This window comes from Microbacterium sp. MMO-113, assembly GCF_037148555.1.
Taxonomy (GTDB): Bacteria; Actinomycetota; Actinomycetes; order Actinomycetales; family Microbacteriaceae; genus Microbacterium.
This window is the reverse complement of sequence record NZ_JBBCTD010000004.1, coordinates 168920-182994: the sequence shown is the minus strand read 5'-3', so window position 1 is coordinate 182994 and position 14075 is coordinate 168920. Positions and strand designations below refer to the sequence as shown.

General features: G+C 70.7%; 14 protein-coding genes. 9 read left to right on the top strand and 5 right to left on the bottom strand.

Annotated features, from left to right (window positions below; genetic code table 11):
• Positions 1-3 precede the first annotated feature (3 nt).
• Together WFJ36_RS14565 and WFJ36_RS14560 are read left to right on the top strand one after the other, a co-directional pair.
• Positions 4-1374, top strand: coding sequence for a glutamate decarboxylase (locus WFJ36_RS14565; RefSeq protein WP_336643578.1), 1371 nt, complete (start codon positions 4-6; stop codon positions 1372-1374).
• A gap of 9 nt (positions 1375-1383) precedes the next feature.
• A complete protein-coding gene (locus tag WFJ36_RS14560; RefSeq protein ID WP_336643577.1) occupies positions 1384-2856 on the top strand; it encodes an amino acid permease in 1473 nt (490 codons plus the stop codon).
• 12 nt (positions 2857-2868) lie between these two features.
• Here the strand turns inward: WFJ36_RS14560 and WFJ36_RS14555 are convergent, their stop codons facing one another.
• Positions 2869-3594: an aminoglycoside 3'-phosphotransferase gene (locus tag WFJ36_RS14555; protein WP_336643576.1), complete on the bottom strand. Its 726-nt coding sequence runs from the start codon at positions 3592-3594 to the stop codon at positions 2869-2871.
• 133 nt (positions 3595-3727) lie between these two features.
• On the opposite strand from WFJ36_RS14555, the gene WFJ36_RS14550 reads away from it, so the two are divergent.
• Positions 3728-4486, top strand: coding sequence for an SDR family NAD(P)-dependent oxidoreductase (locus WFJ36_RS14550; RefSeq protein WP_336643575.1), 759 nt, complete (start codon positions 3728-3730; stop codon positions 4484-4486).
• A 79-nt stretch (positions 4487-4565) separates the two neighbouring features.
• Positions 4566-5399, top strand: coding sequence for an SDR family oxidoreductase (locus tag WFJ36_RS14545; protein ID WP_336643574.1), 834 nt, complete (start codon positions 4566-4568; stop codon positions 5397-5399).
• Positions 5400-5471: 72 nt separating this feature from the next.
• Here WFJ36_RS14545 and WFJ36_RS14540 read toward each other — a convergent pair whose 3' ends face one another.
• The 3 genes from WFJ36_RS14540 to WFJ36_RS14530 form a co-directional block, all read right to left on the bottom strand.
• A complete protein-coding gene (locus tag WFJ36_RS14540; protein WP_060923668.1) occupies positions 5472-6221 on the bottom strand; it encodes a sulfite exporter TauE/SafE family protein in 750 nt (249 codons plus the stop codon).
• Positions 6218-6805, bottom strand: a complete 588-nt coding sequence (locus tag WFJ36_RS14535; RefSeq protein ID WP_292788604.1) for an ankyrin repeat domain-containing protein — start codon at positions 6803-6805, stop codon at positions 6218-6220. Before WFJ36_RS14535 ends, WFJ36_RS14540 begins: the two co-directional genes overlap by 4 nt.
• 151 nt (positions 6806-6956) lie before the next feature.
• On the bottom strand, positions 6957-7595 hold the full coding sequence (locus tag WFJ36_RS14530) for a bifunctional 4-hydroxy-2-oxoglutarate aldolase/2-dehydro-3-deoxy-phosphogluconate aldolase (RefSeq protein WP_336643573.1): 639 nt from the start codon (positions 7593-7595) through the stop codon (positions 6957-6959).
• 132 nt (positions 7596-7727) lie between these two features.
• Between WFJ36_RS14530 and rlmN the strand changes: the two genes are divergently transcribed.
• Together rlmN and WFJ36_RS14520 are read left to right on the top strand one after the other, a co-directional pair.
• Complete coding sequence (gene rlmN / locus WFJ36_RS14525) at positions 7728-9017, top strand: 23S rRNA (adenine(2503)-C(2))-methyltransferase RlmN (RefSeq protein ID WP_292788608.1); 1290 nt, start codon at positions 7728-7730, stop codon at positions 9015-9017.
• 122 nt (positions 9018-9139) lie between these two features.
• A complete protein-coding gene (locus tag WFJ36_RS14520) occupies positions 9140-10630 on the top strand; it encodes a DUF4407 domain-containing protein (RefSeq protein WP_071329196.1) in 1491 nt (496 codons plus the stop codon).
• On the opposite strand, the gene WFJ36_RS14515 is transcribed toward WFJ36_RS14520, so the two are convergent.
• On the bottom strand, positions 10618-10947 hold the full coding sequence (locus WFJ36_RS14515; protein WP_336643572.1) for a hypothetical protein: 330 nt from the start codon (positions 10945-10947) through the stop codon (positions 10618-10620). The genes WFJ36_RS14520 and WFJ36_RS14515 overlap by 13 nt on opposite strands.
• A 19-nt stretch (positions 10948-10966) precedes the next feature.
• Between WFJ36_RS14515 and yczR the strand changes: the two genes are divergently transcribed.
• From yczR to WFJ36_RS14500, 3 genes are read left to right on the top strand one after another with little or no spacing between them, the layout of a single operon-like run.
• Positions 10967-12460 carry an aminotransferase-like domain-containing protein gene (gene yczR / locus WFJ36_RS14510; RefSeq protein WP_083391757.1) on the top strand — a complete coding sequence of 498 codons (1494 nt, stop codon included), beginning with the start codon at positions 10967-10969 and terminating at the stop codon, positions 12458-12460.
• A gap of 9 nt (positions 12461-12469) precedes the next feature.
• On the top strand, positions 12470-12967 hold the full coding sequence (locus WFJ36_RS14505) for a hypothetical protein (protein WP_071329194.1): 498 nt from the start codon (positions 12470-12472) through the stop codon (positions 12965-12967).
• 52 nt (positions 12968-13019) lie between these two features.
• Positions 13020-14033 carry an aldo/keto reductase family protein gene (locus tag WFJ36_RS14500; RefSeq protein WP_336643571.1) on the top strand — a complete coding sequence of 338 codons (1014 nt, stop codon included), beginning with the start codon at positions 13020-13022 and terminating at the stop codon, positions 14031-14033.
• The last annotated feature ends 42 nt before the right edge of the window (positions 14034-14075 follow it).

Sequence of the window (14075 nt, the reverse complement as noted above, 5' to 3'; positions counted from 1 at the left end):
CCCATGAGCATCTCCTCCGCCGACGACCAGCCGCTCTTCACGCGGCCGGGCGAGGCCACCGTCGCACCGCGACACGTCATCCCGGATTCCGAGTCGCTTCCCGCGACGGCGAAGCAGATCGTCGAGGACGAGACCATCCTCGACGGCAACGCGCGCCTCAACCTCGCCACCTTCGTCAGCACCTGGATGGACGACGAGGCGAAGCAGGTCTACATGGCCTCCTTCGACAAGAACATGATCGACAAGGACGAGTATCCGCAGACCGCCGCCATCGAGGACAACTGCTGGCACATGCTCGCGAACCTGTGGAAGGCGCCGGACGCGGCGAAGAGCATCGGCACCTCGACCATCGGCTCCTCCGAGGCGTGCATGCTCGGCGGTCTCGCGTTCAAGCGGCGCTGGCAGCAGGCCCGCCGTGCCGCCGGTAAGGACGCCTCCACGCCGAACCTCGTGATGTCGAGCGCTGTGCAGGTGTGCTGGGAGAAGTTCTGCAACTACTTCGACGTCGAACCCCGCTACGTGCCGATCAGCGAGGAACACAAGACGCTCGACGGCCACGACCTCGAGAAGTACGTGGACGAGAACACCATCGGGGTCGTCGCCATCATGGGCGTCACCTACACCGGCATGTACGAGCCGGTGGCCGAGATCGCCGCGGCGCTCGACGCGATCCAGGAGAAGACGGGTCTCGACATCCCGATCCACGTGGACGGTGCCTCGGGAGCGATGATCGCCCCGTTCCTCCAGCCCGACCTGGTGTGGGACTTCCGGCTGGAGCGCGTGCACTCGATCAGCACCTCGGGGCACAAGTACGGTCTCGTCTACCCCGGTCTCGGCTGGGTGGTCTGGCGCGACGCGCAGTGGCTGCCGGAGGACCTGGTGTTCCAGGTGAGCTATCTCGGCGGGGAGATGCCGACCTTCGCCCTGAACTTCTCCCGCCCTGGCGCTCAGGTGCTGCTGCAGTACTACCTGTTCCTCCGCCTCGGGTTCGAGGGCTACCGGGCCGTGCAGCAGGCCTCGCAGGACGTGGCGAAGTTCCTGTCCGCGGGGATCGCGAAGCTCGACGCGTTCGAGCTGTGGAACGACGGGAGCGACATCCCCGTCTTCGCCTGGCGCCTGAAGGACGGGCACACCGACAAGTGGACGCTCTACCACCTGCAGGATCGGCTCCGGATGCGCGGCTGGCTCGTGCCCGCCTACCCCATGCCCGCGGATCTCCAGGACCTCACGGTGCAGCGGATCGTCGTGCGCAACGGACTCAGCATGGATCTGGCCGCCGAGCTGCTCGACGCCATCACCGCCGAGGTGGCCCACCTCGACGCGCTCACGGCTCCCATGCCGTCCGACCACCCCGACTCGGCGTTCCACCACTAGGGGGCCGACATGTCCGCCCCGCAGTCCGGTGCCGCCGGCGCCGCCTCCACGCCGCGCATCTCCCGTCCCGCCGTCGCCGTCCTCGGCATCGGCCAGCTCGCCCTGCTCACCCTCGTCGTCGTGGCGAGCCTGCGGTCCCTGCCCGCGATGGCGATCTACGGCCTCGGCAGCATCACGCTGTACCTCATCCCCGCGGTGCTCTTCCTCGTCCCCACCGCCCTCGTCGCCGCGGAGCTCGCGACGGGCTGGAAGGGCGGGGTGTACGTGTGGGTGCGCGAGGCCCTCGGCAACCGGTGGGGCTTCACCGCGGTGTGGCTGCAGTGGATCCAGAACGTCGTCTGGTTCCCCACACAGCTCGCGTTCGTGGCCGGCGCTCTCGCCTTCGTCTTCCTCGACCCCTCGCTGTCCAGCTCTGGGTTCTTCACCGCCGTCATCATCATCGTCTGCTACTGGGGCGCCACCCTGGTCACCCTCCGCGGCGGCGATCTCTTCGCCAAGCTCGGCTCCTGGGGCGGCATCCTCGGCACGCTCTTCCCCGCGGTGCTGCTCATCGTGTTCGGCGCGGTGTGGGTCTTCAGCGGAGAGAAGAGCCAGGTGCCGCTCGAGGCCTCGGCGGTGATCCCGCCGTTCACGGGTCTCGCCTCCATCGTGCTGATCGTGTCGAACGTGCTGGCCTACGCCGGCATGGAGGTCAACGCGGTGCACGTGAACCAGATGACGGATCCGGGCAAGGGCTACCCGCGCTCGGTGTTCCTCGCCGCAGGCCTCATCCTGCTTGTCTTCATCCTGCCGACCATCGCGATCGCGGTCGCGGTGCCGAAGAAGGAGCTCGGGCTGACGAACGGCATCATGCTCGCGTTCGGGGAGTACTTCGACCATTGGGACATGGGGTGGGCGACGGCCGTGGTCTCCGCGCTCATCGCCGCCGGTGCCCTCGCCTCGGTCGTGACGTGGGTCGCCGGTCCGTCCAAGGGCGTGCTGGCGGCGGCGGAGACGGGGCTGCTCCCGCCGCTGCTGCAGAAGCGGAACAAGGCCGGGGTCCAGTCGGGCATCCTCATGCTCCAGGGGACCATCGTCACGATTCTCGCGGCGATCTTCATCATCGTGCCGAACGTCAGCGCGGCCTTCGTCGCGCTGATCGATATGGCCGCCGCGCTGTACCTCATCATGTACATGCTCATGTTCGCCTCGGCGATGGTGCTGCGGCGGAAGGCACCGGACGTCCCCCGTGCCTACCGCGTGAAGGCCCTCCCGTTCGTCGCCGGGGTCGGGTTCTTCGCCTGCCTCGCGGCGTTCCTGCTCGCCTTCATCCCGCCCGACGGCTTCACTGCGTTCCCGGCGGCCGCGTACCCGTGGATCGTCGGGGCGGTGATCGTCGGGCTCGGCGCCCCGCCACTGCTCTTCTACGCGCTGCGGAAGCCCTCGTGGGATCGGCGCCCCGCCGACGGGAGCCTCCTGAGCGACGCGCACCCGGAGGCGTGAGCCGGGGCGGGATCAGGTCTCGTTCCAGAGGCGTCGGTAGTACTCCAGCCGGACGTGGTCGGGCTCGACGCCGTAGGCCGCGATGAGGGTGTCCTCCCAGCCGGGTCCGAAGTTCCACAGCGTGCTCATGGCGGCGACGGCGATGTCCGCCCATCGGTCGGCGACCCCGAGCGCGGCGAGGTCGACATGGGCGAGCGGGTGGCCGTCGTCGTTGAGCAGGGTGTTCGGCAGGCACGCGTCGCCGTGGCAGACCACGAGCCGGTCGACCGACGGCGGCGTGTGCAGCTCCGTCGGCACCGGCGTGCCGCGGGCGGCCGCGTTCGCGATGCGCTCCTCCGGGCTCCACGTCCACGGGCACTCCGCGACGGGGAGCGCGTCGTGCAGCAGGCGCAGGCCGAGCCCGACCGCGCGGACGGCGGCCTCCGGAGAGGCGGCCCACCGCGGATCCACGGCGCTGCTGCCGGGGAGGGCCGCGGTCACGAGCCACTCGTGCGCCTCGTCCTCGCCCTGGGAGAGCACCTCGGGCACCGTGGTCCAGGTGCGGGCCCAGCGCATCCGCTCGGCCTCGTCACGCATGTTCGCCTCGGGATCGTGGGGACCCCATTTGATGTAGCGGCCGTCGTCCGTGCGGAAGGTCAGGCCGCCGATCGCGTTGCGCCACACCGGGGTCAGCGCGGCCCCGGCGGCGAGTTCGCGCACCCGGGCGGGGATCTCGACGGAGGCGGCGGGGATGCTCACCTCTCCATCCTGCCGGAACCTCGGTGTCGTAGGCTCGGGTCGACGCGGCGGGCCTGCGGTGACACCAAGAACCGCATAGGCTGGGACTGCGTTCCAGGCATGTCGCACGACGACGTTCGAAGGAGAACATCAGATGCAGATCAGCGGACAGGGTGCCCTCGTCACCGGCGGCGCCTCCGGACTCGGGCTGGCCACCGCCCGTCGGCTCACGGCCGCGGGCGCGCACGTCACGATCATCGACCTCGGCTCGTCGAAGGGGGAGGAGATCGCGTCCGAGCTCGGCGGTCTCTTCGTCCCCGCGGATGTGACGAGCGTCGACGAGGTCAAGGCCGCCGTCGCCGCGGCACAGGCCGCCGCGCCGCTGCGGGTGGTCGTGAACTGCGCCGGCATCGCCCCGCCCGCCAAGGTGCTCGACCGGGACGGCACGCCCGCCGTGCTCGCCGACTTCGAGCGCATCGTGCGCATCAACCTCGTCGGCACGTTCAACGTGATCTCCCAGGCCGCCGCCGTCATCGCCGCGAACGAGCTGCATGACGAGGAGCGGGGGGTCATCGTCAACACCGCGAGCGTCGCCGCGTTCGACGGACAGATCGGGCAGCCGGCGTACTCGGCGTCCAAGGGCGGCGTGCACGCCATGACCCTGCCGATCGCCCGCGAGCTCGCCCGTCACGCCATCCGCGTGTGCACGATCGCCCCCGGCATCATGGAGACCCCGATGCTCATGGGCCTTCCGCAGGAGGCGCAGGACTCCCTCGGGCAGCAGGTGCCGTTCCCCGCTCGCCTCGGACGCCCGGACGAGTACGCCGCCCTCGTGCAGCAGATCGTCGAGAACGGCTACCTCAACGGCGAGACCATCCGCCTCGACGGCGCCATCCGCATGGCCCCGCGGTGACCCCTCCCGGCTTCGAATCGCCCGAATGACCCGATTCGACCCGGAAATCCAGCCAATCAAGCGATTCGAAACGAGAACCATGAGCACACTCGCCGGAAAGACCATCCTCATGTCGGGCGGCAGCCGCGGGATCGGCCTCGCGATCGCCCTGCGCGCGGCCGCGGACGGGGCGAACATCGCGATGCTCGCGAAGACGGACACCCCGCACCCGAAGCTCGAGGGCACCGTGCACAGTGCGGCCGAGCAGATCCGCGCCGCCGGCGGCCAGGCCCTGCCGATCGTGGGCGACGTGCGGGACGACGACCAGATCACCGAGGCCGTCATGAAGACACAGGGCGAGTTCGGCGGGATCGACATCGTCCTCAACAACGCCAGCGTCATCGACCTCTCCCGGTCGCTCGACCTCTCCGCGAAGAAGTACGACCTGATGCAGGACGTGAACGTCCGCGGCACCTTCATGCTCTCCCGGGCCGCCGTGCCCATCCTCAAGGACGCCGAGAACCCGCACATCCTCTCCCTCTCGCCGCCCCTGAATCCCACGCCGAAGTGGCTGGGCGCGCACACCGGGTACACGCTGGCCAAGTACGGGATGACGATGGTCACGCTCGGACTCGCGGCGGAGTTCGCGGCCGACGGCATCGCCGCCAACACGCTGTGGCCGCGCACGACGATCGCGACGGCCGCGGTGCAGAACCTCCTCGGCGGCGACAAGGTGATGGCCGCGAGCCGGACGGCCGACATCTACGCCGACGCCGCCTACGCCGTGCTCACCCAGTCGGCGCGCACGTACACGGGACAGTCGCTGATCGTGGAGGACGTGCTCGAGGCGAACGGCGTCACCGACTTCTCGGGCTACGCCGCCGTCCCCGGGACTCCGGACAGCGCGCTGTTCCCGGACATCTTCCTGGACTGATGCGCTTCGACAGGCTCAGCGACCCACGCTTGGGCCCCTGAGTCCGTCGAAGGGCTAGAGCCTGTCCAAGGGCTAGAGCAGCAGGTACACGGCGCCGAGGATCGTCAGCACGATCACGATGCGGTCGAAGAGCCGCTGGTCCAGGCGCCGCGCCACCCGCAGCCCGAGCAGCGCGCCGAGCACCACGAGCGGCGCGAGGATCGCATCGGTGAGCAGCACGGGCCCGGTGAACAGTCCGATCCCGGCCAGGAACGGCACCTTGATCACGTTGATGATCGCGAAGAACCAGGCGGAGGTGCCGAGAAAGACCTGGACGGGTGTCCGCGTGGCGAGGAAGTACATCGACATGACCGGCCCGCCCGCGTTGGCCACCATGGTCGTGAAGCCGCCGAGCGTGCCGTAGACGCCGGCCAGCAGCGCGCCGCCCCGCGCCGCCGCCTCCTGCTCCGCCCGCGCCTGCCGCCATCGCCGCCACAGCGTCACGGCGATCATCAGCAGCAGGATCACGCCGATGGCGCGGCGCACGACCCCGTCTCCGGTCAGAGCGAGGAAGGCGAAGCCGAGGAGGAGTCCGGCCACGACCGCCGGTGCGAGCCGAAGCAGCGTGGGCCAGTGGGCGTGCCGTCGATAGGCGAGGAGCGCGAAGACGTCGCCCACCATCAGCAGCAGAAGTGTCGCCGCCGTGGAGGTGCGGGCGGGGAGGACCGCGGCGAACAGGGCGATCGCGAGGATGCTGCCGCCCGGAAGAGCGGTCTTCGAGATCCCGATGACGACCGCGGCCACGCCGAGCGCGGCCCAGGCCCAGGGATCGAGTGCTGTCACCGCCGGAGCTCAGCGGCGATGGCGTCGTACCCGCGGTCGGTCGCAAGGTCCAGCGGCAGCACCCCGTCGCCGTCGCGGATGGTCGCATCGGCGCCGCCGTCGAGGAGAGCGCGCACCACCTCGACGTAGCGGGCGGACCCATCGCCGAGCACGATCGCCTCGTGCAGGGCGGTCCAGCCGAGGTTGTTGATGTGATCGGGGTCGACTCCGGCGTCCAGCAGGATCTCGACCGTCGGCAGCAGGCCGCGCTCGGACGCGGGGATCAGCGCGGTGCCGCCGAAGCGGTTCGTGCTGCGGAGGTCGGCGCCGTGCGCCAGGGTCATCCGCAGGATCTCGTCATGCCCGCGGGCGCCGGCGTAGAGGTAGGCGGAGTCCTGGATGTCGTCCTTCGCGTTCACGTCGGCGCCGGCCTCGATTAGGAGACGTGCCGCGTCGACGTGGTTCGCCTTGGTGGCCGCGATCAGGGGAGTCATGCCGCCGTCGCCGCGGGCCTCGATGTCGGCACCCGTGTCGAGCGCGCGGCGGACGGCGTCACCGTCTCCCGCGGCGGCGGCGGCGAGCAGGTCGGACGTGGCGTCGGTCATGGGAACCTCCGGGATCGGTGCCGTGTGGGGCGACGAGGGTGCAGCGGTGCAGGCCGAGGCGAGGAGCAGTGTCCCCGCGAGGACGCCGACCGCCGCACTCCGCCGCATCCACATGCATCCGGTATACCAAATGATCCCGGAGGTCGACGGCTCAGCCCCGCGTGGCAGCGAGCGCGGCCGCGAAGCGCGCCGCGCGCTCCTCGATCTCGGCCCAGTCCGCGTTCGCGATCGCGGTGCCGTTCGCGAGGTCTCCACCGGCACCGACGGCGACCGCGCCGGCGGCGAACCAGTCGGCGAGGTTGTCGGGCTTCACGCCTCCCGTGGGCATCAGGGGAGCGTCGGGGAACGGCCCGCGCAGCGCACCGAGGTAGGAGGGGCCACCGAGCGAGGCGGGGAAGATCTTCACGACGTCGACGCCGAGTTCGAGGGCGCCCATGACCTCCGTCGGCGTCATCGCGCCGGTCATCACGACGCTGCCGGTGTCGATCATGGCGCGCGTGAGGTCGGGGAGGGTTCCCGGGCTGACGAGGAAGGCGGCACCCGCGTCGGCGGCCTGGGTCGCCTGCTCCGCCGTCGTGACGGTGCCGGCGCCGATGTACGCGGCGTCTCCGTGGCGGGCGATGAGCTCTCGGATCACGGCCGGTGCGTCGGGGGTCGAGAAGGTCACCTCGATACCGGAGACTCCGCCGCGGATGATCGCCTCCGACGCCTCCAGAGCCAGCTCCGGCGACGGGGCGCGGAGGACGGCGAGGATGCCGGTGGTGCGGGCGCGGGCGAGACGGTCGGACATGCTGCTCCTTGATCGAGGGGGATGCGCCCATTCTTCCGCACGGCAACTTGTCATTACAAGTAGTGTCGGCCCCGCTCCGCGACAGGGATCGTGCCCAGGCGCCTCCCACCCGCATCCCGGTACCCTGGAGGGATGGCCGAGAACCCCCGCACACCCGACACGCGCCCCGCGACCGCGCCCGCGTCGTCCCGTTCGGGGGCGATCCGCGAGACACGGGCCCCGCAGGTGCGCCCCGCGACCGAGGGGTGGACCCAGAAGAAGGACGCCGAGGGGCGCCCCCTGCTGCAGTTCGCGAGCCCGAAGCGCGGCAAGCCGCCGGTCCACCTCGCCGACCTCACCCCGGCCGAGCGCATCGACAAGGTGAAGGAGCTCGGACTCCCCGGGTTCCGCGCCAAGCAGCTCGCCACGCACTACTTCCGCCACTACACGTCCGACCCCGCGGAGATGACGGACCTCCCCGCCGGTATCCGCGACGAGCTCGTCGCCGGCATGCTCCCGCCCCTCATGACCGAGGTGCGGCGGCTGGAGACCGACCGCGGCGACACCATCAAGTTCCTCTGGCGTCTGCACGACGGCGCGCTCGTCGAGTCGGTCCTCATGCGCTACCCCGGCCGCATCACGCTGTGCGTGTCGAGCCAGGCCGGCTGCGGCATGAACTGCCCGTTCTGCGCCACGGGCCAGGCGGGGCTGACGCGCAACATGTCCACCGCCGAGATCATCGAGCAGATCGTCCGGGCCAATCGGGCCATCGCGAACGGCGAGCTGGGCGGCAAGAAGCGCGATGATCACAGCATGGAGCGCGTCTCCAACATCGTCTTCATGGGCATGGGGGAGCCGCTCGCCAACTACAAGCGGGTCATGGACGCGGTGCGCACCATGGTCGCCCCGCAGCCCGACGGTCTCGGCATGAGCGCCCGGGGTATCACCGTGTCGACGGTGGGGCTCGTGCCCGCGATCCGCAAGCTCGCCGACGAGAACATCCCCGTCACGTTCGCCCTGTCGCTGCACGCCCCCGACGACCACCTGCGCGACGAGCTCATCCCCGTGAACTCGCGGTGGAAGGTCGACGAGGCGCTCGATGCGGCCTACGACTACTACGCCAAGACCGGGCGCCGCGTGTCCATCGAGTACGCCCTCATCAAGGACATGAACGACCATGCGTGGCGGGCAGACCTCCTGGCGGACAAGCTCAACCAGCGCGGTCGCGGGTGGGTGCACGTGAACCCGATCCCGCTGAACCCGACGCCGGGCTCGATCTGGACCTCGTCGGAGAAGGACGTCACGGACGAGTTCGTGCGGCGGCTGAACGACGCCGGCATCCCGACGACCCTCCGCGACACCCGCGGCAAGGAGATCGACGGCGCCTGCGGGCAGCTCGTCGCGACGACCGAGGACGAGGCTGCCGCCGCGGCGATGGCCTGACCCCGGTTCGAATCGCTCACCTGGCTCCACATCCGGCCTGGATGCAACCATTCGCGCGACTCGAAGGCCCGTCCAAGGGATCTTCCACGGTATGCACAGGCGGAGTTTCGTAGATTATCGGGATGCCCTATTCCGCCCACCGCCCGGGTCGCTTCGACTCGCAGGGTCGGATCATCCTCGACGGCGACCCGAACGCCGAGACGGATGACCTCGACTTCCTGCGCGAGTACGAGCCGACCGGCGACACGTCCGCGCAGCCCGACGTCGCGTCCGACGACCCGACGCCCGAGCCGGTGACGGCGCCCGACGCTCCGGTCGACGCGGAGCCCGTCCCCGAGCGAAAGGTCCGCCCGCAGCGCGTTCGGAAGCCGCGTCGTCGTCGCACCGCCGCCGAGCGCCTCCGTGCTCTCGCGATCCTCGGCGGGGCCGAGGGCGAGATCCTCGACCGGGTCCCCGGCGAGACCCCGCGGTTCGTGCAGATGTTCTTCGTGCTCGCCGGCACCGCCCTGGTCAGCGCGATCTCCATGCTCTTCGCCCTCACGACCGGCGTGCGCGCAGCGGTCTGGCTCGCCATCCCGCTCGCGATCGTGTGGGCGCTGATCATCTTCAACCTCGACCGCTTCCTCACCTCGACCATGACGTCGACCCGCAACGTCTGGAAGCTCATCGGCCTCGCGATCCCCCGCGTGATCATGGCGGCGATCATCGGATTCGTCGTGGCGGAACCGCTCGTGCTGCAGATCTTCCACAACGACATCTCCCGCGAGGTCGCCGCGACCAACATCGTCCAGGCGCAGGCCGATCAGGAGGCGCTCGAGACCGGACCCGAGAAGAAGGCGCTCGACGCGGCGTCCGAGCGCGTCGCGGCACTGGAGAACCAGGCCGCCACGGGTATCGTCGCGGGGACCGAGTCGTCGTCGGCGACCGAGTCCGCCGCCCAGTCCACGGTCGACGACCTGACGGCCAAGCTCACGGAGCAGCAGGCCGTGATCGACCAGGCGCGCACGCTGTACCAGTGCGAGCTCACGGGCGAGGGCGCGGGCACCGTCCCCGGCTGCACCGGCGTGAACGGCGAGGGCGCGAGCTCTCAGGCCGCCCAGGCTCAGCTCGCCGAGGCCCAGCAGACCTACGACGCGCTCGCGGCCCAGCTCCGTACCGCGAACGAGGAGCTCGCCGCTGCAGGAAGCGCCGCCAAGGAGAACACCACGGCCTCGGAGTCCCAGAACCGTCAGCAGGCGAAGGACGAGCTCCCCGCCGCGCGTGACACGTACGAGCAGGCTCTCGCGGCCTACAACGCCCGCGCCGACTCCGTGGCGCAGGGCAACGCCGGGGCGGTGGGGCTGCTGAGCCAGATCAGCGGCCTCAATCGCCTGAGCGAGAAGGAGCCCGCGATCCTCTGGGCGCACATCCTCATCGCCGCGCTGTTCTTCATGATCGAGCTGCTGCCGGTGCTGGTGAAGGTGCTCACGAGCTACGGCGACCCCAGCCTGTACGAGAAGGCTCTGGCCATCCGCAAGCAGGTCGCGCTGGACAGGGTCACGGCGGAGGGCTTCCGCGACCGCGCCGACATCGTCACCACTCCCGCCTCCGGCGCCGGGGCTCAGGCCACCTGACTCGTTTCGAGTCGCGCACTTTGCTCCATTCCGGCCGGATTCGGAGCAAAGTGGGCGATTCGAACGCGGGAGAGGCCCCCGGACCGAGACGCCACCGCGAGGGAGCGGATCAGGGCGACCGTGGACGGGGCCACCGGGGACGGGGCGGTCGGCCACGGGGTGCCGGTCACGGCGGCCTCGATGCGGGCGAGCGGTTCGCGGAGGGATGAGTCGTGCGTGCGGGTGTCGTCCTCGAGCCATGCGAGGAGCTCGCCGATGGTCCAATCCGGGTCGATTGGACCGAGATCGAGCCCGAAGCTGGTCGTGAGAACTGTCATTGGTCCAGAATCGGATCTCATGGACACCCTCGACAGGGCCAATGCGGTGCCGGTGGCCCACGGATCGGTCCCCGGGCCCCTCGTCCAGGCCGGGGAGGTGTCCGCGACCGCCCTCGCCGCACGCCTCGGCCGCTGGGCGCACGGCGACGGCACGCTCTCCACGCGACTCGCCGCGGCGATCGCCGCCCTGATCAGCGGCGGTGAGCTGCGCCCCGCCGACCGCCTGCCTGCCGAACGCGCCCTCGCCGCGGTGGTCGCGGTCTCGCGGGGCACGGTCGTGTCCGCCTATGCCTCTCTCGCCGAGCAGGGCCTCGTCGAGCGCCGGCAGGGCAGCGGAACGAGGGTCTCGGGCGCGAGGACGGCGCCCGCGGCTGACCGCCGTCCCGGCCGCGGCGAGGCCCTGTTCTCGGCTCTCCCCAACGCGATCGATCTGCTCCGCACGGTGCCGCAGATCCCGGACCTCGGTGTCCAGCTCATCCGCGACCACCAGCCGCGGCTCGACCTCGCCCTGCTCCCGGAGACCGACCCGGCCGGGCTCCCCGCGCTCCGCGAACTCATCGCCGACATGTACCGTGCCGAGGGGACGCCGACCACGCCCGAGCAGATCCTCGTGACCCATGGCGCGCAGCAGGCCATCAGCCTCGTAGTCAACGCGCTCGTGGAACCGGGTGACGTCGTGCTCGCGGAGGAGATCACCTGGCCGGGCGTGACCGACTCCGTGGGGCTGCGCGGTGGCACCGTGCACGGCGTGCCGATGGGCGCGGACGGCCTCGACGTCGACGCGCTGGAGCAGGCGATGGCCCGGCTTCGTCCTGTGCTCGTCGCGCTCAATCCGCACCACCAGAATCCGACGGGGACGCGACTTCCCGCGGCGGCCCGGCACCGCGTGGCCGAGCTCGCCGCGCAGTACGGGGTCCCCGTGATCGAGGACCGTGTCGTCGCCGGGATCTCGTTCGACGGGGTCGTGCCGCCCACGCTCGCGTCGGAACGGCCGGATGCCCCGGTACTCGTCGTCGAGTCCGTGTCGAAGTGGGCCTGGGCCGGGCTGCGGATCGGGTGGCTGCGGGCCGACCCCGTGCTGGTGCGGAGGCTCCGGGGTGCCCGGCAGCTTGCCGACCAGTCCACGAGCGTGCCCGGCCAGCTCCTCGCGCTCGACCTCATCGCGCACGCGACGGAGCTCCGCCGCGCCAACAGCCGCGTGCACCAGCAGCGGCTCCTCCTGCTGCAGGAGCTGATGGCCGCGCACCTCCCTGACTGGACCTCCGACGCCCCACGGGGTGGACTCGCGCTGTGGGCGGCGCTGCCTCGCGGCTCCGCATCGGCTCTCGCGCGCGTCGCCGCGGCGCACGGGGTCTCGATCGCGGGCACCGGGGCCTTCGCGGTCTCGGCCGCCGCGCCGGACGACCATGTGCGCCTGCCGTTCACCGCGCCGGACGACGTGCTCACCGAGGGAGTGCGCCGCCTGGGCGACGCCTGGCGCGAGTACCGGGAGACTCTCAGCAGCCCTGCCTAGGGTGACCGCATGACACCGGTGCCGCGCCCCACCCTCTGGATCTGCGTCGCGGGCGTGCTCGCCGTCACCGCGTACGCCGCCCTCGCCGCGGTGCAGATCCTCGTGCTCAATCCGCTCGCCGCGGCCCCGGGCGGCCTCTCGCTCGACGAGGTCCGGGCCGCGATGTCGAACGCCGGGGAGAGCCTCATGCCGCCGACGGTCCTCGGCATCCTCGGTGCGGGCGTGTGCCTGGCCATCGGGACGGCCGTCGTCTGCCTCCTCACCCGGGCGCCCGCGGTGGTCGCCGGCATGACCTTCCTCGCGCTGCTCATGGGCGGGGCGCCGGCCTACTTCGTCGCGTCGTTCGGCCCGGGCATGGGCCTCGCCGACACCTTCGGGATCAGCGGCGCCGATGCCTCCCCCTGGGCCCTGCCCCTGTACGCGGTCAGCGCGCTCTCCGCGGTCGGCGTGCTGGTCGGGGCCGCAATCACATCCGGCCGCCGTGGGCCGACCCCTGCCACGGCCTGACGATCGCGGCCGATCCGGCCCGCCGTTCCCCTGGCGGGACTAGCGTGGGTCCATGGTCAACTATCGCTATCTCGGCAACAGCGGTCTCAAGGTCTCGGAGATCACGTACGGCAACTGGGTCACGCACGCCTCGCAGGTCGAGGACGACGCCGCGGTCAAGACCGTGCACGCCGCCCTGGACGCCGGCATCACCACGTTCGACACCGCGGACACCTACGCCAACACGGCCGCTGAGGTCGTGCTTGGCAAGGCGCTGGAGGGCCAGCGTCGCGAGAGCCTCGAGATCTTCACCAAGGTCTACTTCCCGACCGGCCCCAAGGGCCCGAACGACACCGGCCTGAGCCGCAAGCACATCTTCGAGTCGATCAACGGTTCGCTGACGCGTCTCGGCACCGACTACGTCGACCTGTATCAGGCGCACCGCTTCGACTACGAGACCCCGCTGGAGGAGACGTTCCAGGCCTTCGCCGACGTCGTCCGTCAGGGCAAGGCGCTCTACATCGGCGTCTCGGAGTGGACCGCGGAGCAGCTCCGTGAGGGGCACGCCCTGGCGAAGCAGCTCGGCATCCAGCTCATCTCGAACCAGCCGCAGTACTCCATGCTGTGGCGGGTCATCGAGGGCAAGGTCGTCCCCACGTCGGAGGAGCTCGGCATCTCGCAGATCGTCTGGTCGCCGATGGCGCAGGGCGTGCTGAGCGGGAAGTACCTCCCTGGCCAGCCGGTGCCGGAGGGGTCTCGGGCGACGGATCAGAACTCGGGCGCGGGCTTCATCAAGAGCTTCCTGCAGGACGAGATCCTCACCGCGGTGCAGCGCCTCAAGCCGATCGCGGAGCAGGCGGGGCTGTCGATGCCGCAGCTCGCGATCGCGTGGGTGCTGCAGAACCCGAACGTCGCGGCGGCCCTCGTCGGCGCCTCCCGTCCGGAGCAGCTCGCCGACACGGTCAAGGCCTCCGGCGTGACGCTCGACGCCGACACCATGACCGCGATCGACGAGGCCCTCGGCGACACGGTCAACCGCGACGCCGAGCACACGTACTCGGTGTCGCCGAAGTCCCGGCTCGTCTAGGCCTTCGAATCGCGCAAATGGTCCCATTCCGTCCGGGAATGG

Excerpts from the sequence above, each read along its gene's own strand:
- WFJ36_RS14565 (WP_336643578.1), top strand. The coding sequence starts at position 4 with ATGAGCATCTCCTCCGCCGACGACCAGCCGCTCTTCACGCGGCCGGGC.
- WFJ36_RS14560 (WP_336643577.1), top strand. The coding sequence starts at position 1,384 with ATGTCCGCCCCGCAGTCCGGTGCCGCCGGCGCCGCCTCCACGCCGCGC.
- WFJ36_RS14550 (WP_336643575.1), top strand. The coding sequence starts at position 3,728 with ATGCAGATCAGCGGACAGGGTGCCCTCGTCACCGGCGGCGCCTCCGGA.
- WFJ36_RS14545 (WP_336643574.1), top strand. The coding sequence starts at position 4,566 with ATGAGCACACTCGCCGGAAAGACCATCCTCATGTCGGGCGGCAGCCGC.
- WFJ36_RS14535 (WP_292788604.1), bottom strand. The coding sequence starts at position 6,805 with ATGACCGACGCCACGTCCGACCTGCTCGCCGCCGCCGCCGCGGGAGAC.
- WFJ36_RS14530 (WP_336643573.1), bottom strand. The coding sequence starts at position 7,595 with ATGTCCGACCGTCTCGCCCGCGCCCGCACCACCGGCATCCTCGCCGTC.
- rlmN (WP_292788608.1), top strand. The coding sequence starts at position 7,728 with ATGGCCGAGAACCCCCGCACACCCGACACGCGCCCCGCGACCGCGCCC.
- WFJ36_RS14520 (WP_071329196.1), top strand. The coding sequence starts at position 9,140 with ATGCCCTATTCCGCCCACCGCCCGGGTCGCTTCGACTCGCAGGGTCGG.
- WFJ36_RS14515 (WP_336643572.1), bottom strand. The coding sequence starts at position 10,947 with ATGACAGTTCTCACGACCAGCTTCGGGCTCGATCTCGGTCCAATCGAC.
- yczR (WP_083391757.1), top strand. The coding sequence starts at position 10,967 with ATGGACACCCTCGACAGGGCCAATGCGGTGCCGGTGGCCCACGGATCG.
- WFJ36_RS14505 (WP_071329194.1), top strand. The coding sequence starts at position 12,470 with ATGACACCGGTGCCGCGCCCCACCCTCTGGATCTGCGTCGCGGGCGTG.
- WFJ36_RS14500 (WP_336643571.1), top strand. The coding sequence starts at position 13,020 with ATGGTCAACTATCGCTATCTCGGCAACAGCGGTCTCAAGGTCTCGGAG.